The following is a 25,738-nucleotide window of genomic DNA, read 5'->3' on the forward strand; positions in this document are numbered from 1 at the left end:
TATTATTATTAAGTTTATAAAAGTAATTTATATTTCACTTTTCTTAACATTCAGTTATTCTGCACTTTCACAACCATCAACACCTAAAGTTTTGCTGATAAACCCTGACAAACCCGGTAGACCTTTCTGGGATTTAACAACCCAAATGGCCCAATACGCAGCACATAATTTAGGTATTGAACTAATAGTTAACTATGGTGGTGGGAATCGCTTTAGCAATTATGAAATTATTCAAGCATTAACCAAATTACCCACTAAAGTTGATTATATTATTTTTCTTCCTCATGGTGGGAAATCTATTCAATCGTTCGATATATTAGAGCAAGCCAAGATCCCATTTATTTCGTTAGAAAGAAATATGGAGAATATGGAAAGAAAGCAAGCTAGAGAACCAGGAGAGAGTTATAAGTATTGGCTGGGAGAAGTCTTTTATGACGATATACAAGCAGGAGTGTTATTGAATGAATCATTATTGACTGTACATAGAAGTAATTCGAATGCTATTCCTTCAATTATAGCTATCAGTGGTGATCATAGTAATATAGCCACAAGACGAGAGCTTGGTTTGAAAAAGTCAATTTTTGGTAAAACAATACTTAATCAAACAGTAAAAACCATGTGGCAATCAGATCTAGCCAAAGATAAAACCATAGGATTACTGCAAAGGTATCCTAACACCAATGTCATCTGGGCAGCATCGGATGAACTATCCTTAGCAATTTCTAAGCTTGTTAATACTGATAATAGTAAACACATTTCAATTGGCGGTATTGGCTGGCTTCCTGAAGCAATTAAAGCGGTAGAAAAAGGTAACCTTGACGTTACAGTCGGTGGGCATTTTATGCAAGCAGCTTGGGCACTAGTTAAAATTTTTGATCATAGCAAGGGGGTTAATATCTCTGATACTCAGCAAGCCTTATTGTTTGACTCAATCACCAAAGTAAATGTAAATAAGTTTCTATGGTTAACAGACGACCATAACTTAAAGACTATTGATTTTAAAAAGTACTCACTATTTTATAACTCCCAGCAATCTGAGTATCATTTTAATTTACCCAAATTCCCTTCGTTACGGAATAAATTATATTAAATTTAAAGAATATTTATTTGATAATAATTAACACTTGATTTTCCAGGAGCTAAGCAAGTTATATCTATTTTATTTTCTAATTCGCTTTGCGAATTCACTGTTTCATCCGTGCTCATCCATGGCTCTATACAAATGTAAGGTTTATTTGACTTAGCCCACAATCCCAAATGTTTGTTTGTTCCCATGTTAAGTGATAACAAAGGGCGCTCATCTAGCGTTAATGTAACTTTAGAAGAAGCAACATCCCTATATATAAGCGCATCATTTTCAAATAAATTTGGGGTTAAAATCAGGGTTTTATCCACCAAATTTACGGGAAAAGTACCTTCAGATAGCAGTCCATTTTCAATGAGTTGACAATAATTATTTTCTTGCTCAGAAAAAATTAATTTACACTTGCCATCACCAAATTCATCTTTAGGTAATGAAAAACCGGGGTGTGAACCAATAGTAAAATAAAGAGCTGAAGTTCCTTGGTTAAACACTGTATAAGTGACCTTTAAACTACGATCATCAAGTGTAAAATTTACCTCTAATAAAAACTCAAATGGATATATTTGCAAGGTGCGATCATTCGCGCACAACGACAAGGTCAATGATGATGTCGTTTTTTCTTTCAATAAAAAACATTGAGTACGAGCAAAACCATGCTTCTGCATACTATATTTACAATGTTCAAACGTATATTCACCAGATTTTAGCCTACCCACAAAAGGAAATAATATAGGGGCAGATCCAGCCCATATAGCCGGGTCAGCTTGCCAGATATATTCATGCTCATCTATTTTGCTTTTTAAACTAATAATTTCGGCGCCGAATTCACTAACAGAGCAACTTAAATAGTCATTAGAAATACTGTATTTTTCATATTTAATCATTGGTGTCAAACTCATTTATAACTTTTAATACTTCAAAGCATGCACCTAAGGTATGGTAATCACACTTAGCCCCTGCACTACTTTTTTCTATGGATAATTTATTATTCTCTCTACTTAATACTCTAAACCATGCTCCATATGTATGATCAACAAAATAGTCATCACAATACTGCCAAATAGCATTATATTGAGCTAAGTATTGGGGATCTTTTGTTTGTCGATACAACAAAGCTGCAGATACGAAACTTTCAGCCTGAACCCAAAAGTATTTTTCATCATCACACCACTCCCCTTTTGGATCAAAACCATAAATTAATCCCCCAAATTCATTATCCCATGCAATAGAATACGCGTTGTCATGCAAACATATAGCCCTTTCAACTAACCAAGCTTCTGGTGAATGACTGTTAATCATGAGTAGTAATTTGGCCCATTCTGTTTGATGTCCTGGTTGAAAGCCCCAAGGTCGGTATAGGTTCTTTGGATCTTGTTTGTTATATTCCCAATCAGGCTGAAAATTAACTGTGAAATGTTCCCAAACTAAATTATCAGTTAAAGCCGCTTGTTTAACTGCTATGTTGTATGCAATTAATTTAGCTCTTGTTAAATATAATGAATCTTCCGTTGCTTCATAGGCCGCAATCATAGCTTCACACAGGTGCATATTTGAGTTTTGACCTCGATAATGGCTCAATACACCACCTTGACTTATTTCATCCGCATATAAACCATATTCGCCTTGCCAGAACCTTTTTTCAAGTAATTCAAAGGTTGAGCGAAGTTTATCACCTGTAGAAATAATTCCGGCTTTTTTAGCTGCAGCGTAGGCTAATAAAACAAAAGCATAGCCATAAGCTTGCTGAGTCATATCATCAGGCTTGTTATCAACGACAGTCCAAGCATATTTTTCACTGCTAGGTAGCCAATGTACATTTTCTAAAAAATCTAAACCGTGTTTAGCAATGGATAAATACTTATCGTTATTAAAAGTCACTGCTGATAAAGCATAATTTATAACAATGCGGGTACTACTAACGAGCTGTTTGTGGTTTCCTGAAAAAACAGTACCGTTATCATAAAAGTTTTGAAAATAGCCACCTTGTGGGTCCACAACACGTGGCGTGTAAAAGTCGAGTATACTTTCACTATGTTGACGTAGAAATTCGTTACTAAAATAGCTCATTCTATTTCCTGTTTTATCTGATGTAATAATTTAACTCTAAGATGAATATTTAAAGGGAAGTCACACTTGCAAGTTCTGGTGTAGCCCCACGTTGAGAGCAGACATAAGATGAGACTCTTGTTGCGTAATCAGCTATTTCTTTAAGGGGTTTGTGTTTTAATAAACCTATAATATAAGCTGCTGTAAAGGCGTCACCCGCACCAACTGTATCAACTACTTTTACAGGAATTATTGGTACCTCAACATATTCATCTTGACGTAATAACAAAGCTCCTTTTAGGCCCTGAGTTAGCGCAACACAACGCAACTGGTATTGATGTTGAATTTGTTTTAATACACTTAAAGAGTCCCCTTTTATCGATAATATATCAGCAATAATAGGCAACTCTTCCTCGTTTATTTTTAATACATTAGCGAATTCAAGTGATAGTCTGATAGTTTCAGGTGTGTAAAAAGGAGCTCGAAGGTTAATATCAAGTACTTTTAATGTTTTATCATTAACAGCTCCCAAAAAGCGATGAATTGCTTGACGAGAGGTGTTATTACGTTGTGCAAGTGTGCCAAAGCATACAGCATCGACTTTTTCTGCATATTGCAACCAAGAATCAGAACACATTAAATTATCCCAGGCTGTATTTTCCGCAAACTGATACGTTGCTTGCTTGGAAGAATCTAAACTTACAGTGACTGTTCCTGTTTCAAACATAGTTGTTTGCATTGCGGAAATATCAATATTTCTACTTTTTAATGTTTCTATTACCTTAATTCCAAGCTCATCATTTCCTACAGCACTCAATAAGCTAACTTTCGCTTCATTATTTATTAAACCAGATATTGCACAAGTTACATTTGCTGGTGCGCCACCAAAACGTGGACCATCTGGAAATATATCCCATAAAACCTCCCCTAATCCAACAATATTAAAAGTGTTCTGCACTTTATGCCTCCTTCAATTCTGGTTTTTTATTCAACGCTTCATCGATTTCCTCAGGTATGGAGACTCCTAATTTATACTGTAATTCCTCTAACGAAATACCTTTAGTTTCAGGCACCATAATAAAAACCCAAACTAACTGAATAACCATCATTAGACAAAAGAAACCAAATATATAACTAGGTTCGAAACTTGTGACAACCGTAGGGAAAAACAACGTCATTAATGCAGCAAAAACCCAATGAGTACCACAACCTAATGATAAACCATTGGTTCGATGCTCCGTTGGAAATATTTCAGCAATGAACACCCAGATAACTGCACCTTGACCAACCGCATGAGCGGCAATAAAAAAGAAAATACAAAAAGGAACAATAGAAAAAATATCATTAAAAAAAGCCCATGAGCAAAGCCCTAATGCAGCAATATATCCTAAAGAGCCAATATAAAGTAACGTTTTACGACCAACACGATCTACCAGCCATATACCTAACATGGTTGCCAAAAGATTAGTCACACCTATTCCAGCAGATTGTAATAAAGCAGCTTCTTGCCCTAAGCCAGTCATTTCAAAAATACGAGGAGCGAAATACAAAATAGCATTGATACCAGATAATTGATTAAAAAATGCAATTAAAAATGCTAGTACAATTGGATAAGTTAACCTTTTACTCCAAAATGGTGTTTTTTCTGCAAAAGTTGATGTTGCTCGACTTATATTACTTACCATTTTATTAATTGAACTTTCCGTTTCATTGCTATTAATTAATGCTAAAACTTCTTTGCCTTCTTTAATCATTTTACGTTTAACAATTAGCCAGCGTGGACTTTCTGGAAGTGAAAAACATAAAACAAAATATATGAACGCTGGTACAGCTTCAGCAGCTAGCATCCATCGCCAAGCATTTTCTCCGATCCCTCCTAAAAACGCATTTGATATAAATGCAATTAGGATCCCGAACACAATATTAAATTGAAACAAGCCAGTCAGACGTCCACGCTGATCAGCAGGTGATATTTCAGCAATATATAAGGGAGCTGCAATAGTCGAGATACCAACACCAACGCCTCCAATAAAGCGAGCAACCATAAAAGAGTATGGATCGTTTGCCAATGCTGACCATATGGCAGAAATAAAGTACAAAAGCCCTATCGATATCAAGGTTTTAACTCGACCAAAGCGATCTGATGGCCACCCACCAAATAAAGCGCCAATCACTGTTCCCCAAAGAGCAGCACTCATTGCCATTCCATGCATTCCAGAAGACAATCCCCATAGTGACTGAATGGTTTTTTCGACCCCAGAAATAACAACTGTATCAAAACCAAAGAGAAATCCGGCTAACGCAGAGGTTAGCGACCAAAGAAATAATTTATTACTATTTTTTGTATTCATTATTTTCCAACAAATATATGTTAAAGGTTAACGACCAGTAAACTGATGTATAACTTTATAAAGTAAAACGTAAAACCAATTTCAAATATTAATATCGAGTTATATTGAAAGGTACTGTTATAAATTCAAAATCCTAATTGCTTTAATGTTGTTGTCGCGATAAATCCCTCATTACGGAAGGTAACTCTCCAAACATTGAGTTAAACTTGCGACTAAAGTAACTGTGATCGGAAAAGCCTGTCTGATACGCTATTTCTGATATAGGTAAGTTTGTCTCAACAATTAAACTTCTTGCTTTATCTAATCTAACTTGAGTTATGAATTGCTTCGGTGTTTTTAATAGGTACTTTTTGAAGCGTCTTTCCAAGGCACTAACCGATAAATGAGATATAAACGCTAAGTTTTCTATAGAAATATTTAAGTGATAATTTTTCCGAATATAATCAACAGGAATAGTTAGAAGATCTATTCCAGAAAAACTATTCACTGTTCTCTGAAGGTTTCGAGTGATCCCATAAGAGCCAATTATTTCTCCTAATTTATTAAATAACGGCTTTTTAGTGGTGACATGCCAAGCAAGATCTCCTTTGTTACTAACATTCATTTCAAATCTATCTGTAATGCTTTCACCTAAAATAACTTTTTGATCATCAACCAAAAATTGTTTCGCAATATTCGCCTTAGAAAAGTCCTTGTCTGATTTTCCAATGGCTTGAGATAAAGATTTAAAACCTAAATGCTCTAACAAAACTTTATTACCATATACAATGCAACTATTTTTATCTTTTATCCAAAAAATTACATCCGGTAATAAATCAAATATATCTATAAGTTGTAATACATCAACTTGTTGTAAAATTGTTTTTATATTTGTCATTAACTTCTCAACGATAAAACTTAATAAAAGCTCTCATATAAATGTACTTAATAGAAATCAAATCATATTCCAAAAACAAAGAAATTAAAACAGGTTCAAAAACAAAGCCACGTTTAACAACAAAAGACAAAAACGAAACAAAAAACACAACCATTTGTTATAAAACTAAAAAATAACAAAACTTATACAAACGCCCCCAACTAAAACAAAGAAACAACGCCGAAAAAGTTGCATAAGAAACCGATTTAACAATACCGGTTCATCAATCTATAAAGTTAGACTAACCTGATGCATCGTGAACATAAAAGTAATTTTATTGATAATTAGATTCAATAAATTCAGGAGAATACATGTCACCAATACCAGAGAACTTACCACCATATAATTCTAAACGGCTTTTTTTAAAAAAATTAGGAATCTTATTTGGAACTACAGCAGCAAGCTCATTATTAGCAAATAATGGACTCTCTGTAGCCATGGCATATTCTCCAAGTGAAAATTCGTTATTGAAAGAAAGAAAAGTTTTTACTTTGAAGCAATTAACAATACTCTCAAATGTATGTGCCATTGTGATCCCTAAAACAGAAACCTTAGGCGCAAAGGAAGTAGATACACATGGTTTTATTGATAACCAATTGTTTCATTGTTATTCAACAAACTTTCAAGAGAAGATAACCGCCTTACTTGTAGATATTGATAAAACCTGTGATTCACAATTTTCACTTGCTTTTAACCATGCATCACCTGAACAACAATTCAATTTATTAACGGACTTAGATCAAGGAACTAAACAGTTCACTCAACATCAACGCGTTGATTTTAAAGAATTGAAGCAATTAATATGTTTCGGCTATTTCACCTCAGAAGTTGGAGCTTCTCAAGAGTTACGTTATGTTCCTGTTCCCGGCGGCTATAAAGGCTCTGTTCCTTATAAAGAAGGCCAATCAAGTTGGGGGTCGCAAGGCTTATATTATTAGCTAACGTACTGTTCTGAATTAATTGCACATTTGATTAGAGAGAGAAGATGACAGAATCAATTTATATAAATAAAAGCACTGAAATATACGATGCCATTGTTATTGGCTCAGGCATTTCTGGTGGCTGGGCAGCAAAAGAGTTTTGTGAACGTGGCTATAAAACACTTATGATAGAGCGCGGCCGTGTTGTTGAACACCAAAAAGATTATATCGGCGAAAACAAAGCTCCTTGGCAACAAGCCCATCGCACAAAAGTAGACAACCTTTTAATAGAACAAAAGTATAAAATACAGCAGCAGTGCTATGCATTTAAAGATGCGACTAAGCAATTTTTTGGAAATGATCATGATCTACCGTATACCACGAAACAAGGTACCAACTTTAGCTGGATCAGAGCAAATCAACTCGGGGGTAAATCATTATTATGGCATAGACAATCCTACCGGTTAGGTGAGTTTGATTTTTCAGCTAATAAACAAGACGGTTATGGCAACGATTGGCCCATTCGAACTAAAGATATTGCCCCTTGGTATAGTCATGTTGAAAAACATGCTGGTATCAGTGGCTCGATAGAAAACCTGCCAAATTTACCCGATAGTGTATTTCTACCACCTTTTGAAATGACCTCAGCAGAAAAGTTAATTAAACAAAGGTTAGCAAAAGTCTACCCTGACAGGCCTTACATTATGGGCAGAACAGCTCATTTAACCGAACCTACTCAACTACATATTTCACAAGGTCGAGTGAAATGCCAAGCGAGAAATGAGTGTCAGGCGGGTTGCTCTTTTGGCGCCTATTTTTCAACACAAAGCTCAACACTTCCTGCTGCGGCGGCTACCAATAACTTACATATAGCGCCAAACAGTGTAGTCCATAGTTTGATTTATGATGAAAAAAACAATCGCGTAAAAGGTGTTCGTGTAATTGATAATGATGATTTATCAGAGCGAGAGTACTTTGCCAAAGTTGTTTTTGTTTGTGCATCCACCATCGGCAGTACCCAGATACTAATGAACTCAACCTCTAAAAAGTTCCCGAATGGCATAGGTAATAGCTCTGGTGTGTTAGGCCATTATTTAATGGATCATAATTACAATGCCGGCGCTAATGGTGATATCGAAGGTTTTGAAGACGAATATGATTTTGGTAGGCGCCCTACTAGCACATACATTCCAAACTTTTATTATAATTCAACACAAAAACGTAACTTTTTAAGAGGCTACGGTTTAGCTGGCTGGACATACCGTGAAAATTGGCAAAATATGCAGCAGCTAGATGGCTTAGGTGTTGAATTTAAAAATAAAGTGAGCCGGCCAGGAAAGTGGAAGTTTGGTTTGTCGGCACAAGGAGAAATGTTACCGCGTTTTGAAAACCAAATGCGCTTACACCCTACCCAGAAAGACAAGTGGGGCATGCCACAAATAGAATTTGACTGTAGGTTCTCCGAAAATGAAACCAACATGATGATAGATGCCGCCGAGCAAGCTGAGAAAATGATGCAAGCGGCTGGTGCCACTAATATTAATAGCTATATTAGTCACAAACCGCCCGGACTTGCCATCCATGAATTAGGTACTGCACGTATGGGGCGGGACCCTAAAGAATCTTTTTTAAATGGCTTCAATCAAAGTCATGATGTCCCCAATTTATTTGTAACTGACGGCTCAAGCTTTTGCTCAAGTGCTGCACAAAACCCAAGTCTGACCTTTATGGCTTTAACTGCCAGAGCGGTCGACTATTGTACAAATGAAATGAAATCTAAACGACTATAAGGAATTTTTATGAAAATAATTAAATCACTGTCACTACTGCTCATCAGTTGCAGTTTATTAAGCTGTAGCTTGTCTACTAAAAATGAAATTGAAGCAACTACAGGAGTGAATAAAAATATGCCGCTAATCAGTGTGCAATTATGGTCGGTAAAAGACGAGGTAAAATCTGACTTTACAGGGACATTGACTAAACTATCAAACATGGGATTTGCCGGTGTTGAATTTGCGGGTGACTTTGGCTCTTTTGAAAATAACCCTGTTGGGCTTAAACAGTTTCTCGCTTCAATAAATTTAAAAGCCAGTGGTGCTCATGTTTCCTTTGAAAAACTAAACAATGAAAACTTTGAAAAAACAGCAACATTTTATCAAGCTTTAGGTGCTGAAACACTTATTATTCCATGGGATGAGCGTGCATTTGATCCGAAAGGCGTTGAGGAAGTTGTATATTTATTAAATAAACTAGCCAAAAAGCTGGCTCCATATGGTTTAAAAACTGGCTACCATAACCATAAAGAAGAGTTCCAAGACTTCAAACAGTCAACCTATTGGGATTATATTGCTAGTCACACTGACAACTCAGTAGTTATGCAGCAGGACGTAGGTTGGACAACGTATGCAGGTAAAGACCCTGTTAAATATGTAGAAAAATACCCAAACAGAACTTACACCACTCACTACAAGGTAAAATTACCTGATGATGTTACGGGTAAATTGCCTTTAATTGGCCAAGATACTATTGACTGGTTATCGCTACTTCAAGAAAATATCAGCGTTGGCGGTACGAAGTGGATAGTAGTTGAACAAGAAGAGTACCCTAATAATTTATCTCCCCTAGAGTCTGTCGCTTTGTCTTTAAAAGGCCTAAATAGTTATATTACAAAGCTGTAATCCCTAACTTTGCGTTTAGACTCAACCACAGAGTTAACTATTAACTCTGTGGTTTTTTCACACATAAATATTACCCTTAATATGAAGGATACTCATATGAAAGTCCTCAAGTTCCCCGTTATTCTTATTGTTATACTAGTTTGCTTATCAGGTTGTAATTTTATTAGCCAGAAAAAAGCTATTTCGAATACTAGCCAACAACAAATAGAAAACAAATCGAATAAACCTAACATTGTATTAATTCAAGTGGATGACTTAGGGTACGATGATATAGCTTCTCATGGGAATGCGCTTATTGAAACACCGAGCATCGATCAACTTGCCGAGCAATCGGTACGTTTTGAGCAGTTTTATGTATCATCATTATGTGCGCCATCTAGAGCCGCATTATTGACTGGCCGAAATTTTTTAAAAACAGGGGTTTCCGGTGTTCATGGCGGCCGAGACTATATTAATTTATCCGAAACATTGATCTCCAATGAATTACAACAAAACGGTTATGCTACCGGTATGTGGGGCAAATGGCATAGCGGTAAAACCAACGGTTATTTACCCTGGGATCGAGGATTTGACGAAGCTTATTACGCCAGTTTATATAACTACTTTGACAACCAAGGGTTAATGAATGGCGTTGAATTACAAACCAAAGGCTCGGCAACCAAGGTAATTACCGATTTTGCAATCGACTTTATTAGCCGTAACCAAGATAAACCCTTTTTCGCCTACATTCCTTACATGGCTCCGCACAATCCTTGGCGCGCTCCCGAGGAAGCAATTAATAAATATAAAGCGAAAGGTCTGTCACATGCAATGTCCTCACTCTATGGCATGATAGATAATCTGGATCAAAATATTGGCCGAGTATTAAAATCACTTGATGACTTACAACTGCGAGAAAATACTATAGTCGTTTTTGTTAGTGATAATGGCCCTTGGGTAAAAAGCTACCGCTTTGGTTTGTCAGACTCAGAATGGGCGCAAAGAAACCCAAACAATAAACGCGGCAGAAAAGGCGATAATTGGGAGAACGGTATACATTCACCTCTGTTTATTAGTTGGCCAGCTAAATATCAAGCTGCTAGCAATACACAACTGAGCCAAATAGAAGATTTATTTCCAACTATTTTAGAATGGGCAGGAATAAAACAAGACGAAAATTTAGACTTAGATGGTTTATCGTTGGTCTCTGTACTTAACGGAGAAAAAGTAGCAGACAGACATATAATAAGCGCTTACGCATCCCCTTCTGTAACCCATTACCCTTACAATAAACTTGATCCCAGTGGCTTTTATTACCCTCTATCGGGCGATTACCGAAAAAAAATCACCTTTGAAAACCAGCGTCTTGCCGTCCGTTTTGGTGATTACAAATTAGTGCGCAATGAAGCACATAAAAATACCACTGAGCTTTATAATATTGCTAATGATCCCTTAGAAACAAGTAATATCATAGAAGAAAAACCAGAAACTGCATCGCAGTTAAATGATTATCTTAAGCACTGGTTTACCCAAGTACTAGCTGAGCCTAACGCACTGCAAATGCCAACATTTCAAATTGGTTATAACAATCAAGCTTTCAATCAAATATATGCGTTATCCCCCTCAGCAACGAGCGATAATTTAATGAATAAAGATCATTTCCTCGCTAATTGGAATCAAATTGATTCTTGGGCAAGTTATCAAGTTAAAGTACATCAGCCTGGCAGCTATCTGGTTCGGTTAATGACAAAAATGTTAGCACCGTCAGCACGTACTTTTTCGCTTAATTGCCGTAATAATGCCCTAGAGAGTCGATTAAACAATCACACCACTGAAGAAGTTGGCACGCTCATTCGTAATGAAAGTGCTTACTGGCAAGACTTTGATAAAGCTGAAACCTTCAAAGCCGATATTAAGAATTTTGTGCTTGGCAACATTGAACTCACAAAAGATTGTAACGAACTCAAACTCACCATGACCGCAGTAGATAAGAGTTCTACATTGGATGAACTCGATCAAGTAATAGCGATCCAATTAATTAAAAGCGAATAGGAAATAACTATGAGAACAACAACCCAACCTTTCAGCTATTGTCTGGTGCTTATCTGTATAATACTTTCAGGTTGTACTACGCCTGAAGAATCAGCAAAAAACACACCCAAAATTCCAGTGGCAAAAGTAAAACCAATGCCAAATATTATTGTTATTTACACTGACGATATGAATTTCACTGACGCTGGTACTTTTGGTGGCAAAGTATTAACACCTACTATTGATGAATTAGCACAGCAAGGAGCACAACTTAATCGTTACTATGCGACTAGCCCTGTATGTTCACCTAGCCGATATAATGTGCTCACCGGACGTTACGCCTCATATAGTCATGATTTACGTCAACAATACTCAACAAACGAGCCTGCTTTTTTACGATGGAATACCCATATTGACGAGCAAGATACTACCATTGCTGAAATGTTAAAAGGTAGTGGCTACGTTACCGGATTAGTTGGGAAGTACCACAACTTCGACAATGAGCCTTTGCAATTAACAAATCCCGAAAATGCCAATGCTCGTGATGACAATGTTGCTCACCGAGTGACAGCTAATTATCTGAAGTTTACAAAAATTATTAAGCAAACTTCAGGGTTTGACCATATCGACCGTTTATATACTAATAATTTACATGCCCTAGCCTTACCCAAAGAATTACAACACCATAATCAAGAATGGATCACTGAAGGTGCGCTAAATTTTATTGAGCAAAATCATGACAAACCATTTTACCTTTATATGGCCACTACCACGCCGCATGTACCAGCGCCAACGCTTTCAATGAAAGCTGATGCGCGCATTACCCCTCAGGGTTATTTAAGCAAAGCACCGCAAGTTCAACCCTCTCGAGCAACTGTATTTGCTCGCGTAAAGGAAGCCGGTTTACCCGAAGAAGCCGCGGTTATGTTATGGATTGATGACGCCATTAAGTCGGTTATCACTAAGTTAGCCAGTCATAATATTCTAGACAATACCTTGATTATTTTTGCTAGCGACCATAGTGGTGCGCATGGTGGACGTGGAAAAATGACCAATTATGAAGGTGGGGTTAATACGCCGGCACTCGTTTGGTGGCCTGATAGAATAAAGCCTCAACAAGTCAATAGCTTAGTAAGTGCTGTGGACATAGTACCCACTATTTTAGATGCCGCTGGTGTTAGCGATAAGAACAAGTCACTTGATGGTACAAGCATGTTACCGTTATTAACAGGCGAAGTAGATAAATTAAGAGATGAAGCTTATTTAGAAATCACTTATACCCGCGGTTTAGTGACCGATAAATGGAAGTATATTGCCGTGAGATTCCCATCAGATATTCAAGAAGATGCCATTACCAACCCGGGTAAATATAATCAAGAAGGGTTAACCGTAACCAATGACGCTTTGGCTGGTTTAATGCGTTCTCGTTATAACGCCCACGAATTGCATCCGCACTATTTTGATTTTGATCAGCTATATAATCTAGAGCAAGATCCAAACGAGCAACATAACTTAGCGAAAGACCCGAAATATGCGTCAATACTTGCCGACTTACAACAAAGGTTAAGCCAATATGTGACACCCATGCCCCATGACTTTGGCGAGTTTAAATAATTAACCCACGAGCTCGGTTTAATTTTTATCGCCGAGCTCAAAGTAAAATAAGTATTGTCTAAGTTAGTATTCTCAGTTAATCAGCTAATTTAGGCCCTTGACGAAACTTAACATGCTTTGCCCATTTAGGCATTCTGGCTTTAGCATTCGATAAGGTGATATTTTTTAATACCTTGAACTGCTCAGAGCGCATAAATTCAGTATCTGACAAGTCATAAGGATAAGAAAATTTATTTAAATACTTTTGCAGTCGACCTTTCATTTCCGCTAATTTATCAGCGTAATTAATATCATATGCTAAGTTACGTTGCTCATTAGGATCGGCGTTAAGATCATAAAGCTGATCAGGTGAAAAATAATCGGGATAGTACTGCATGGTGATATTGGGTTGACCTTGCAATACGATATCTAAATGGTTAGGTGCCTCAGACAGCTCGCCACTACGCATTTTTTCAATCACTGTTTGTGGATAACGAAAAGTAACATACTTGAAGTTCTTAGTACGTACTGCTCTCGTCCAGCCCATTTCTAAATAAGCGTCATCTCGTAACGGATTAGCCTTTAGTATTGCCGGTAACACACTGCTACCATCTTGCTCTAATGTAATATCAATACCTGCAATGTCTAGGGTTGTTGAAAACAAGTCAGTCACTTGTACAATATTGTCATTGACACTGCCCGCTTCAATTACATTTGGCCATTTCATTAACATAGGTATGCGTACACCAGCATCGTAAGTTGTCGCTTTACCCGGCTCACTATTATGATCACTGACAAAAATAAACACAGTATCATCTTCATGGTCTATTTCTTTTAGCTTTTGTTGAATAGCCGCCACTTGGTCGTTAACAAAAAGAGCACTGACATTTTGGTGACTCACTTTTAAATTTTGCTGCTGCAATCGTTGTTTAATTGTTTTTCGTTTAGGGTGATAAGGCGTTGGCGCAGCAATACGCCCTTCTGGAGTATAAGTGGGATCCTCTTTTAATGACAAGGTTGCACTAGGCCCATGAGGGTTAGTTGATGCCACTAATAAAAAGAAAGGCTTTTCGTCAGATACTGTATCTAAAAACTCAATAGCGCCTTGAGTTACCCATTCTGGATTATGAATTTGTAATTTATCAACCGGTATCTCTTCATTATTTTCAGCAATGATATTGGCGACAAAATCGGCTTTGATCATCGCTTGCACCGAATGCTCTAATATCGACTGATGCTTTTGTAATTTTTTATTGGTGGAGAGAAGATTTAAGTCTTCCTTACCGGTAAAAACAGGTAGCGGTGCTGTATGCTCATGACCTAAATGCCATTTCCCTACGAAGCCGGTACGATAACCGCTTTCCGACATTACTTGATGCATGGTAATATCTTCAGCTGTTAAGAAAGTATTCCATGCTATTTTATAGGGTTGACCTTTTTTATTTTCTTCTAAGAAAGTTTTACTTTTATTTTTACCCGCATATAAGCCCGTCATAATTGAATATCGACTAGGAGTACACACTGCCGAAGGGGCTATGGCTTGTGTAAAGGTAACACTTTCTTTCGCTAATTTATCAATATCAGGCGTATTCACTTCTGCGCCATAATGGCTAATATGATGAAAGCCTTCATCGTCATTAACAAAAATAACGATATTAGGTTTTTTGGTATCTTCATTTGGTTCTGCCCAACATATACTACTCATAACTAGTAGTAATAAGGCGACTAAATAGTTTTTTTTCATTTGTATATCTCCCTCCATAGTAAATTTTTATAAAACAAAGTTGCTTCATGGTAAACTAACTTTTTGTAGCTTTTAAAGTGTTTAAGCTACGGGTAAAAACATTGAACATAATAGATTTTAAAGGTACCATACCACAAAAACATGAACCGGTTCACTGTTTGATTGAAATCATAGAAATACTGATTAAATAATGGCAATTTACGAGCATGAAAAAAACCAAACTATTTACCCTACCTACTAACATTATTTATCTTAACGCAAGCTTACAAGCTCTGTTATTTTCGCTGGTTTTACCCACATTAAGTTATTATGTTGATGAAAGATTCAATGTGAGTGCTTTTTTAATTGGTACCTTTTTTATACTAACCGCTGTAACTGGCATCATCTTTTCACAGCTATTAGGTAAGTTGTCAGATAAGGCGCAGGATAGGCGACCATTAATCATTTTAGGTATGCTTTCAGGTGCCACCGCTTGTTTCATGTTCGCTAAAGCGCCAAGTTATGAAATAGCGTTAGTAGCAGGTACTACATTTTTCAGTTTAGCCTTTGCCAGTATTGCTCAAACCTTTGCTTACGCAAGAGATTACGCTGAACAAAACTTTGCTAGAGCTGACGTTGTAATGTTCAATTCAATATTACGTGCTTTTTCAGCTTTTGCTTGGGTTGGTGGGCCTGCTTTAGGCTACTTTTCTTTAGGTGCTTTAGGCTTTGAAAAACATTACATCTTGATGTGTGTTTTATACATACTTGGCAGTATCATTGCTTGGTTTATGTTACCTAAAACAGTAAAAACCAGCACACAAACGTCGATAGAGTCTGGTAGTAACAACACTATTATTATCATAACGTTAATCGCATTTTCATTGATCTTTGCCTGTAATCAGACTTACCTAATTGCCCTCCCCCTATATATAACTAAAGAGCTAGGACTTGATGTCAGCTGGTCAGGTTGGTTAATGGGAACCGCAGCGGCAATAGAGATTCCAATTATGATTTTTGCTGGTTGGCTAGGTACCCGTTTCGCACTCTCATCTTTAGTGTGTGTTGGTGCTATTGCCCCAATATTACTTTACTTAGGCTTTTGGTACACAGATGAACTGTGGATTTTGTTTCCCCTACAAATAGGCAATGCGTTAATGATAGGTTTTATTGCAGGTTTAGGTATGACATGGTTTCAAGATCTGATGCCAACTCGCTTAGGAGCGGCCTCTGCCTTATTTTGGAGTACTACGAATATGGGTAATATTATCGGCGCTATCGTCATTGCTGTTTTTGCACAAGTATTAGGCTATCGAGATGTTTATTTAATTAATGCTTTCATGGCATTAACGGCATCATTATTACTGCTCTTTGTGGCTTTTAATAAAGGGGGGGAAGCACATTCTCATTAGCAAGCTGGCACAACAGAAATTATCTCTTACACCTATGAAAAATTAGACTAATATTACTATTAAATATGTGTATTAATGTGAAGAGGTTACTTAATGAGTAATTTTTTTAGTACTGATAATTTTATGCCTCATGGCATGTGCTACTTGTGGAAACCTGATATTTTATGGACATCGGTAATTTCAGACGTTTTCACTTCCCTAGCTTATTTTTCGATTACCATTGCAGTAATTACCTTCGTCAAAAAGCGAAAAGACCTACCTTACCCTTGGTTTTTTATATTAGCAGGTTCAATAATATTTTTAGCTTGCGGCATGTCACATTTGGTAAGTGCGATTATTATCTGGGAGCCAATCTATGGCATTTCAGCGATAATTAAAGCAATCACAGCTATATCATCGGTTATTACGGGGATTACGATATGGATTGTGCTGCCTTTTTTCTTAAACTTCCCAAGTCCATCAATGTTAGGGAAAAAAAATATAGCTTTAAAAGTAACAATAGACAAGTTAAATAACGCACAAACATCATTAATTGAATCAGAAAAAATGGCTTCTTTGGGAGCATTAGTGACCGGTGTAGCTCATGAAATCAACACACCTGTTGGTATTGCAATTACAGCTTCATCTCATCTTAGTGAAACGACAAAAGAGCTATCAGAATGTGTTAATGACAATCAATTATCACGAAAAAAATTGAAAACCTTTATTGAAGAATCTATTCATTGTGCAAATTTAATTAGTGAGAATTTACAAAGATCTGCTGATTTAATTCATAGCTTTAAGTTAATTGCGGTTGATCAGTCCAGTAAACAGCTACGTACCTATAACGTAAAAAACTATATTAAAAAAATAATAAATAGCTTACAACCGGCATTAAAGAAGAATAAATCTCTAATAGTCTTAACTTGTGATGAGAATATTAATCTCTGGGGAGATCCGTCAGAGTTAACGCAAATCATCACTAATTTAGTAATGAACTCTCTCATCCATGGATTTGACAATAGTTATAAACGAAATATTGAACTTGATATATCCACACAAGAACAAGATGTTATTTTTAACTATAGAGACTCAGGCTGTGGTGTCAGCACCGAGCATAAAAAGAAAATATTTGAGCCTTTCTTTACCACTAAACGAGGGCAAGGAAGTACCGGCCTTGGAATGCACATTGTATACAACATAGTAACACAATCATTAAAAGGTAAGATAAGGTGTTTAAGCAAGCAAGGCCAAGGGATAGAGTTTATTTTAGAAATACCTAAATCGATAGCAACCTAAGACATTAATATATTTAACTATTTATCTAGAGTGTAGAGATGTTTATTATTTACTGAGACTGTATGAAAATAGAAAAAACAACGAAAAAAGCGATTGGTCTTATTTTATGGCTAACGCTATTATCATTTACTTTTTTAATTCCTTTTATGGCATTAGACATAAACAAAGATGCCCAAACATCATTTTTAAATCAAGATGGCAACGAGTATGCTTTAGTCTTTTTTGGTTTTCAAACTTGTAGTAATGTTTGCCCTATGACGTTAACAACCCTAAGGCAGTTGCTTGAATCACAAGAAAACACTAACTTATGGCCTCAGGTTATTTTTATTGATATTGATATACATAGTGATTCAGCCCAAGCTTTAAGATTTGCTAAACAATTCCATCCTGCATTTGTCGGAGTGCATCTCCCCCCTGATTATTTGGACGAGGTCTCGGCTCAGTTTGGTTTAAACATAAAACAACATAACAATGACATTATGCATTTAGGAAAAACTTATCTGTTAAAGCGAGAAATCGAACATTGGAAACTTATAACAGTATATAACCCAAACAGCTTTTCAGTAAAAACATTACAACAAAAATTATTTAACTTATAACAATAACATCAAGTATCTTTTCAACAGGAGAATCTCATGTTCAAAACTTTATTTATATATTATCAGCCAAGTTTACCATCAGAATTGAAAAAAAAACTTGAAATAGACTTCAAAATCGCAGATAAAATATTACTCATTTCAGTGCTCATTTTTTCAGCTATTATTGCATTTATCACCTCACAACATCACGGTTATTATACTTTAGGGATTGTTGGCGGTTTAGTGATAAGCTCTATTTGCATCATAGCATATAAAATAATGGCGGGAACAACCCTAAGTAGAGTTATTCTAGCAACCGCACTTACCGCTTTATTAGTTATTACAGTACAGCAATCAAATGGATTAGGCGAAGGCCACTTTTTATTCTTTTTAGGCTTTACCATCTTAATTCGTTATCGTGACTTTCTGCCTTTATTAATATTTGTCACGTTAACAGTGGTACATCATTTGTCGTTAACTTATTGCCAAAGCATTGGTTTAGAGTTATGGGGGCAACCTATTGCCATATTTTCCTGGGGCGAACAAACCCAATTAGGCCTATTTGCACCATTATTATACCATGTCATTTTTGCAGTCATGTCATTGGTTGTCTCAACTTATTATATTTATGAAGGCAATAAGCAGTTTGTCGAATCCAACTTAGTTATTGGCGCCGTTGAAAAAGCAGCGGCCGGAGATTTATCTAATCACATAGATAGTTCAGCTGAAGACTCTTTACTTGTGAAACAAGTTAATAATTTTTTAATTAGGCTACAAGAGACCTTCAGCCAAGTAAACCAGGTAACTGATAATTTAACGGCACGTGCGAGTGAGACAAATATTTCTGCTCAATCTCGTGCTAATCAAGCCAATGACCAGCAAAATGAAGTAGGACAAGTAGCAACAGCAGTTACTGAAATGGCTGCCGCCACACAAGAAATAGCAACTAATGCAGAGCAAACAGCAAGCGCTTCAAACGATACGGTACAAACGAGTGAATTGGGCGGAGAGCTCGCCAACACATGCCAACAATCAATCACTCAACTTGCTGAACATGTATCACAAGCGTCAGATATTATCTCTGAATTAGATCGTAACAGTCAGCAAATAAGTAGTATTGTTCAAACCATTAGTAGTATTGCTGAGCAGACTAACCTTTTAGCATTAAATGCAGCCATTGAAGCCGCTAGGGCTGGAGAGCAAGGTCGAGGTTTTGCTGTCGTCGCTGATGAGGTTCGTGTGCTATCTCAACGTACACATAGCTCCACTGAAGAGATAACTGCAATGATATCAATTTTACAATCAAGCACTCAATCAGCGGTCAAAACAATGAGTGGTTGCCATCAATTAGCCAGTACCAGTGTCTCTGATGCTGAAAAGGCAACACAGAGCTTTTCAGATATTACCATCGCCATTAAGAACATCTCTGACATGGCAACTCAAATAGCAACTGCAGCAGAAGAGCAAACCTCTGTTACAGAGGAAATAAACCGCAATACCATTACAATTAATGAAGCCTCGGTTTTGTTTTTAACTGAAGCTGAAAAAGGCATAGAAGAAGCCGAGGAATTGCAAGAAAACGCCGAAAAAATGGGTGAATTAATTAATCATTTTAAATTGACTTAACGCTTTAGTACCATTAATAAACTATATTGTGAGGTGCAGGTCTTCCGGTATTTTTCAGTGCAGCATACTCGTTATCATTAAAGATGCATGTTTCAGAGTGCTTGAATGATAAGGAGTATACCGCTGTGTTATTTAATTAGCTAGATACCTATATAAAGTCACATAAAAACGATAACGACTCACAAACTAGTTGAAGGATTCGATTAAAAACGTCTGTCATTCGAAATAAAATCACATCAAAAAACTGTTTATCTACTTGTCAAATTAATGTATCACAAATACTTTTTCTATCTTCCATCACTTCAATACAATACCTTTTTATCAGCCCTTCTTCTTTTAAATCTAATAAAGTAGACTCAATCATAGGTGCTATTTTTTCATGTTTTTTATGAATATACGGATACATACTTACCTTTTCCATTGTACCTGCTGAGACGATAGCATCTTTAAATTCTGGTGAAAGTAAATAGGGTAATACCCCGATATTAGCTTGAACAAATACGTCAGTCCGCCCATATTTAAGTCTCATTAACCCACTTAAGATACTCGTAGTTAACGTCAAAACTGAGGGATCAACATATTTTTCTAGGTTATTCTTACAAATAACAACACCCCGTCTGTATTCTACAATATAGTTTGTACCATCGAAGCTATCCCAACCATTGGTTAATGCTATATTTTTTCCGGCACGAACATAAGCGTTAAATGCAACTTGGTATAAAGGGACATTAATCCTTATTTGATTCTTAAACTCTTCTTGATAATCAAATATCCGGCCAAATTGACCATCAATATCACCCTCTTCAGCCATTAAGCTTGCTCTAGCTTCAGGCACAGAGACAACTTCTACTTGCAACCCCAAACGTGAGTACAATTCTTTGTACACTTGCGATAACCAATCATTGATTTTCGAGTCTTTAGCCTGATTAGAGTACAAAAGAAAAATATTTCCTGTAGTTTTTTCGCTTTGCTCACTCTCTGAACTATGAGTTATCTGAGTATTAAACAGAAAAAACACAATAAATAAAAATCTTAACAATAACGACATAAATGATTTTCTCAGCATAGGAGGGCTAATAACTAGATCAATAAATACATCATAGCATACCAACTTAACCTTAGATTATTTCAATGAAATGAAGCTAATCTTATTGAAAATTGTATTTTTCATTTAGCATTATTGAGGTCTAAGGTTATTATTAATCGTCAAATGGAATGTTTATAATTTATACTTTAGTTGTAAGCCATACATTCTTGGTTTCCCCCAAGAGACTTGAATTATATCACTTCCCCCTACAATAGTGTGTTGCAACACAGCTTTATTACTGGCATTTTCTACATAAAACTGAACACTATATTTTTCATCATCTGAGTACCAGGACAACCTGAATTCAAACAGGTAATAAGCTTCTTGTTTAGCTAAATCAAACTGCTGCAAGCCTGTTGTATAGTGATCACCCGTGTAGGATAACGATAAATGAGTATTGAATAGTCCGATTTTAGTGTTTAAATAATGACTAAGGCTAATATTACCTGCCAAGGTAGGTGCCCAAGGAGTATTCAGTCCACTTAAATCAATAAAAGTATCTGGGCCCGTACCACCGGTAACAAAGCGGTTATTAGTACTAAAACGTTCATATTTTGAATTTTGGATTGCTAAATTTGCCGTGATCGCTAAATCATCACTGATCATTCCTTTCAAATCAATCTCCAATCCTTTTGCATTGATAGAGCCGCCATTAACTTTTCTGGTGAGTGATTGAGCATCCAGTACACCTGCCAACATGTCAGTAAATTCATTTCGATATGCCGAAAAATTTAGCTCTAGCCGATCTTGAAATAAGCGGTTTTTTAATCCTATTTCATAAGATAAGACCTCTTGCTGGTCGAAACTACTACCATCAGGATTGAAGCTACCGGCTAAGTAGCCAGTAGAAATAATTGAATACAGCATACTATCATCCAATATATTCAGTTCCAATCCGGCTTCCCAAGTCACTTGTTCCCAAGATTTATTAACAGCAGGTGTACTAGCCACTTTGACATTCTTACCTAATATACCGGTAGTCTGTAAAGTGTCTCCTCCTAGATAATCTATTTCATCATGACTGTATCTAAGCCCTGCATTAAACCGAAAGTCCTCGGAAAAATTATAAATACCATGAATAAACAAACCCAATGTATTATTTTGTATACGGTTTGGATTACCAGAAAATTGCCTTGGGCAAACCGCATCCGGGTTAGTTTTATCTCTGACAGCTGCGGTTGCAAAAATACTAAAAGCAAGTGCACCACCACAATTTGTCGGATCGGCTGGCTCTTCAAGTGTTGGAGAAGCAAAACCTAACCAATTTCTAAAAAATGCCTGTCTGGATTTCTCCTTGCCTATGTACACACCTGATACCCATTTCATCAATTTCGTTTCACCATTAACAACTACTTCCTGACTAAAGGCTTGCATGTCATCTAATCGACTTTCTTCCAATAGTCTCCCCTCACTGTAGTCTCCGTCAGCATTGGCCAAATTAAAATCGTCTGTAAAAGAAGTGAGTGATTGAATATGTATATCTGCAACATCCCAGTTAATTGTTAATAAGCTTGTATTACTCTTAACATCTCGAATGAATGGGCTATCTCGATACACATCCCACGGCCCAAGATCTGCACGAGTTCCAAGAGAGCCTCCACGAGAATTTACCGGATCATATATACCGTTTGCATGTGTTGTTCTTTCAGATAAAGGTAAGGTAGATTCAGGATCTCTCAGGGTTCCGCGAGACTGATAACCATAAGCGCCTAACGAGCTACCACCCGACTTATAGTAAAAATAACTAAATAATAAATTAAAGCTTATGGAGGGGCTCCAAACTAGAGACACACGTGCAGTCTGATCGTTCAATTCCCCTAAATCATTACTGGCTCCATGGTTATTAACCCAACCATCAGCTTTAGTATGAGCTGCTGCAACGCGTAAGGCGACAGTATCACTGATGGGGATATTTCCAACACCCTCGATTTTAATTCGGTTGTAATTACCCGTTGTTAAACTGGCACTAAATTCTGGATCTAGGATATTTGGCTTATTAGAATTTATCAATATAGCCCCCCCTAGCGTATTGCGGCCAAACAAGGTTCCTTGTGGTCCTTTCAACACCTCAACCGATGACACATCAAGAAATGCATTACCCGCCTGTGCCGCCCTTATGATATATACTCCATCAACAAATACTCCTACTGGAACTGGCTCAGCACGATTAGTGTTTTCGGCATTCGCACCTCTTAATGTAAGCTTAAAGTCATTACCACGCTGAGCAAACGCTAAACCTGGGGTAATTAGCTTTAGACGTGAAACATCATCAATATTAACCCTATTTAAAACCTCTTGATCAAACACAGAAATCGTCTTACCAACTTCCTGTGAGTTTTGCCCCGTTCTTCGAGCGGTTACCGTAATCGTTTCGATTATATTTGACTCTGCTGATATAGCTGTCTCTTCCTGCTTTTTATCTAGTACTACCGCCTCTGCAAAACATAATTTCGCTGACAAAACACTCATAGTTGCAAGCTGAAAATAAAAGAACTTCATCATATTGCCTCTATGTGAATGACAAACTTAGCTTCTTTATTATAGGAGTCATTTAAAAATTCGCAGAATAAATAGCTGGGAATAAAGATAAAATAACAAACACTTCAAGAAAAAATTGTCCTTATTGAGCAAATATAGATTGTCGTGAACAGGATTTTTCGCTTGAATTTAATTCAGTTTTCTTTCAAATGGAGTACCTCCCTCCTCTTTGCTTTTCCTTGCCATCCGACCATCAATACTAATAATGGGTAAAATCCCAGTACTTATAATGAAAAAAGTGATTACTACGCTGTAAGAAAAAAGCATCTCTATTAGCGTCGTTTCGAAAGTTATTTTTAGTATTGCAGAAAAGACAACTCAACGGGCACCGGAGTCGATTCGAGTAAGTAAAGAGCTATCTGCACATAAGGAGGAGAAAAAATCGTTGATATCATCATTTAAGGGGTAAAATAATTTCTATCATTGATGAAGATAGGGGGAATAATAGATTACGGCTAATTAGTTATGATTAAAAGTGAGATGTTATCTTTGCTATAACTCCAGTAACTTATAACTTTTATATACTTCGCCACTCGTTTTATAGGCAGTAACCTCAATTTTATGTACCCCTTTTGATAAATTTTGGGGAAGGTTATATCGCCATAGGTGGTTAGTTTCAGATAAACCAGGCGTCCAATTATCTACATTGACTCTCTCTTTGTGTGTTTGCTTTATAAAAGGGTCAAAACCATGATAGTTTTCCATGGTTACGGGTTCACTATTATTAATCGAGATAGTTACTCGTTCATTGGTTTTTCCAACAAACCAGTTCGCTGTAATAACTTGAGGTTGCTCAGGTAAAGGTAAAGTAATGCGTATTTGAAAATCTTCAGAGTGATTTTCGGGAATAAATTTATAGCTATATTCATTACCAATAAAGTCAAAAAGAAAGTATCCTTTTGGTGAACCATCCATGCCTGTGGCAACAGGGAGCCCATCTTCATTATACGGTCCTGTCCAAAAACTACCACAACTTGCTCCCGCTATAACACCTTCGATTAACGAATTAGTTTGATATGTTTTTATAGCGTGAGTATGCCCACTTAACATGAGTACTTTTCTCTTGAGTAATAGTTGATGCAGTTCAGCTATAGACGATGTTTCGGTAAATTGTTCTAAAAAAGGGATGTGAGTATTAATCACAACTAAGTAGTCATCAGGTACATGGGCTAAATCACTTTTTAACCAGGATAACTGAGTATCATTCAATTTTCCAAAATAACTACCTCGTTTACTTTCCTTGGTATTCCAACCAAAATAGTCAACACTATTTAAAACGACAAAATGAGTTTTATTATAATTAAACGAATAATAATCAGGGCCATATTCTTTTTTGAATGTTTCGAAAGCATTTACATTACTTTTAGATTTATAGTTAACATCATGGTTACCAACAACATGATATCCTGCTATACCTAATGATCCCATAATTGCCTTTTCTCGGGTATAAGTATCAAGATAGTCATCTGCAATATCACCAAGTACAATATAAAAATCTGCGTTATGTCTAAGCATATCGGTAACACTACTATCCCTGAAAAAATTTAGCCGTTGATCATCTGCTGTTTGCGGGTCGCCAATAACCAACGCTTTGAGAGGTTTATTTTCATCTACTTTATACAGGGGAAAATTCATGTTTTTCGGAGCGTCACCTGTCGGCGAAACACCTGCGTACTTTAAATACTTTGGCGAACCTTTAGCATGTTGAAAATAGTAATTTTGAGGAATATTGTGTTTTGTTAATTGAACATCATAACCAGTAGGTTTGATGACAGAAAGAAACTTCCCTTCATCTACAGCTAAAGTATACTCACCTTGTGCATTCGTTAAAACTACTTCCCTTTGATTAGTAATAGCAATACCTTCCAGCTTTTTTTCACCCAGATTATATTTTTTAT

20 protein-coding genes are annotated in these 25,738 nt (G+C 36.5%); 10 read left to right on the plus strand and 10 right to left on the minus strand.

Translation table 11 applies throughout. The features are described 5' to 3' along the window. Positions 1-1,090: ABC transporter substrate-binding protein (locus AC27IF_RS19635; RefSeq protein ID WP_487056050.1), on the plus strand; the 1,090-nt coding region annotated here is incomplete at its 5' end. A 2-nt stretch (positions 1,091-1,092) separates the two neighbouring features. Here the strand turns inward: AC27IF_RS19635 and AC27IF_RS19640 are convergent. From AC27IF_RS19640 to AC27IF_RS19665, 6 genes are all read right to left on the minus strand, one after another. Beyond that, positions 1,093-1,968, minus strand: coding sequence for an aldose 1-epimerase family protein (locus AC27IF_RS19640; RefSeq protein WP_487056051.1), 876 nt, complete (start codon positions 1,966-1,968; stop codon positions 1,093-1,095). Continuing rightward, complete coding sequence (locus tag AC27IF_RS19645; protein ID WP_487056052.1) at positions 1,961-3,151, minus strand: AGE family epimerase/isomerase; 1,191 nt, start codon at positions 3,149-3,151, stop codon at positions 1,961-1,963. Before AC27IF_RS19645 ends, AC27IF_RS19640 begins: the two co-directional genes overlap by 8 nt. A gap of 49 nt (positions 3,152-3,200) precedes the next feature. After that, positions 3,201-4,088, minus strand: coding sequence for a carbohydrate kinase family protein (locus tag AC27IF_RS19650; RefSeq protein ID WP_487056053.1), 888 nt, complete (start codon positions 4,086-4,088; stop codon positions 3,201-3,203). A 1-nt stretch (position 4,089) separates the two neighbouring features. Then, positions 4,090-5,481, minus strand: a complete 1,392-nt coding sequence (locus AC27IF_RS19655) for a sugar porter family MFS transporter (protein WP_487056054.1) — start codon at positions 5,479-5,481, stop codon at positions 4,090-4,092. A gap of 142 nt (positions 5,482-5,623) precedes the next feature. Continuing rightward, positions 5,624-6,358 (minus strand): helix-turn-helix domain-containing protein, encoded by a 735-nt coding sequence (locus tag AC27IF_RS19660; RefSeq protein ID WP_487056055.1) that lies wholly within the window; start codon positions 6,356-6,358, stop codon positions 5,624-5,626. A gap of 313 nt (positions 6,359-6,671) precedes the next feature. Further along, positions 6,672-6,836 carry a hypothetical protein gene (locus AC27IF_RS19665; RefSeq protein WP_487056056.1) on the minus strand — a complete coding sequence of 55 codons (165 nt, stop codon included), beginning with the start codon at positions 6,834-6,836 and terminating at the stop codon, positions 6,672-6,674. Between AC27IF_RS19665 and AC27IF_RS19670 the strand changes: the two genes are divergently transcribed. From AC27IF_RS19670 to AC27IF_RS19690, 5 genes are all read left to right on the plus strand, one after another. Beyond that, positions 6,835-7,335, plus strand: a complete 501-nt coding sequence (locus AC27IF_RS19670) for a gluconate 2-dehydrogenase subunit 3 family protein (protein WP_487056057.1) — start codon at positions 6,835-6,837, stop codon at positions 7,333-7,335. The genes AC27IF_RS19665 and AC27IF_RS19670 overlap by 2 nt on opposite strands. 47 nt (positions 7,336-7,382) lie before the next feature. After that, the gene (locus AC27IF_RS19675; protein ID WP_487056058.1) at positions 7,383-9,107 is read left to right on the plus strand and encodes a GMC oxidoreductase; all 1,725 of its coding nucleotides are present in this window, start codon (positions 7,383-7,385) and stop codon (positions 9,105-9,107) included. A 9-nt stretch (positions 9,108-9,116) separates the two neighbouring features. Continuing rightward, positions 9,117-9,995, plus strand: a complete 879-nt coding sequence (locus tag AC27IF_RS19680) for a sugar phosphate isomerase/epimerase family protein (protein ID WP_487056059.1) — start codon at positions 9,117-9,119, stop codon at positions 9,993-9,995. Between the two features lie 96 nt (positions 9,996-10,091). Beyond that, a complete protein-coding gene (locus AC27IF_RS19685) occupies positions 10,092-12,026 on the plus strand; it encodes an arylsulfatase (RefSeq protein ID WP_487056060.1) in 1,935 nt (644 codons plus the stop codon). 9 nt (positions 12,027-12,035) lie between these two features. Beyond that, positions 12,036-13,619 (plus strand): sulfatase family protein, encoded by a 1,584-nt coding sequence (locus AC27IF_RS19690; RefSeq protein WP_487056061.1) that lies wholly within the window; start codon positions 12,036-12,038, stop codon positions 13,617-13,619. Between the two features lie 76 nt (positions 13,620-13,695). Here AC27IF_RS19690 and AC27IF_RS19695 read toward each other — a convergent pair whose 3' ends face one another. Beyond that, positions 13,696-15,342, minus strand: a complete 1,647-nt coding sequence (locus tag AC27IF_RS19695) for a sulfatase family protein (RefSeq protein ID WP_487056062.1) — start codon at positions 15,340-15,342, stop codon at positions 13,696-13,698. Between the two features lie 206 nt (positions 15,343-15,548). On the opposite strand from AC27IF_RS19695, the gene AC27IF_RS19700 reads away from it, so the two are divergent. The 4 genes from AC27IF_RS19700 (at position 15,549) to AC27IF_RS19715 (ending at position 20,215) form a co-directional block, all read left to right on the plus strand. After that, positions 15,549-16,733 (plus strand): sugar efflux transporter, encoded by a 1,185-nt coding sequence (locus tag AC27IF_RS19700; RefSeq protein WP_487056063.1) that lies wholly within the window; start codon positions 15,549-15,551, stop codon positions 16,731-16,733. Positions 16,734-16,826: 93 nt separating this feature from the next. Continuing rightward, positions 16,827-18,011: a sensor histidine kinase gene (locus tag AC27IF_RS19705; protein WP_487056064.1), complete on the plus strand. Its 1,185-nt coding sequence runs from the start codon at positions 16,827-16,829 to the stop codon at positions 18,009-18,011. Between the two features lie 62 nt (positions 18,012-18,073). Next, on the plus strand, positions 18,074-18,610 hold the full coding sequence (locus tag AC27IF_RS19710) for an SCO family protein (protein ID WP_487056065.1): 537 nt from the start codon (positions 18,074-18,076) through the stop codon (positions 18,608-18,610). Positions 18,611-18,646: 36 nt separating this feature from the next. Next, positions 18,647-20,215 (plus strand): methyl-accepting chemotaxis protein, encoded by a 1,569-nt coding sequence (locus AC27IF_RS19715; protein ID WP_487056066.1) that lies wholly within the window; start codon positions 18,647-18,649, stop codon positions 20,213-20,215. A 259-nt stretch (positions 20,216-20,474) separates the two neighbouring features. Here AC27IF_RS19715 and AC27IF_RS19720 read toward each other — a convergent pair whose 3' ends face one another. From AC27IF_RS19720 to AC27IF_RS19730, 3 genes are all read right to left on the minus strand, one after another. Then, entirely contained in the window at positions 20,475-21,152 is a 678-nt protein-coding gene (locus AC27IF_RS19720) for a hypothetical protein (protein WP_487056067.1), read from the minus strand. A 282-nt stretch (positions 21,153-21,434) separates the two neighbouring features. Further along, a complete protein-coding gene (locus AC27IF_RS19725; RefSeq protein ID WP_487056068.1) occupies positions 21,435-23,804 on the minus strand; it encodes a TonB-dependent receptor in 2,370 nt (789 codons plus the stop codon). A gap of 528 nt (positions 23,805-24,332) precedes the next feature. Further along, positions 24,333-25,738: calcineurin-like phosphoesterase C-terminal domain-containing protein (locus AC27IF_RS19730; RefSeq protein ID WP_487056069.1), on the minus strand; the 1,406-nt coding region annotated here is incomplete at its 5' end.

The sequence above is a fragment of the Colwellia sp. KS18-150 genome, assembly GCF_057551365.1.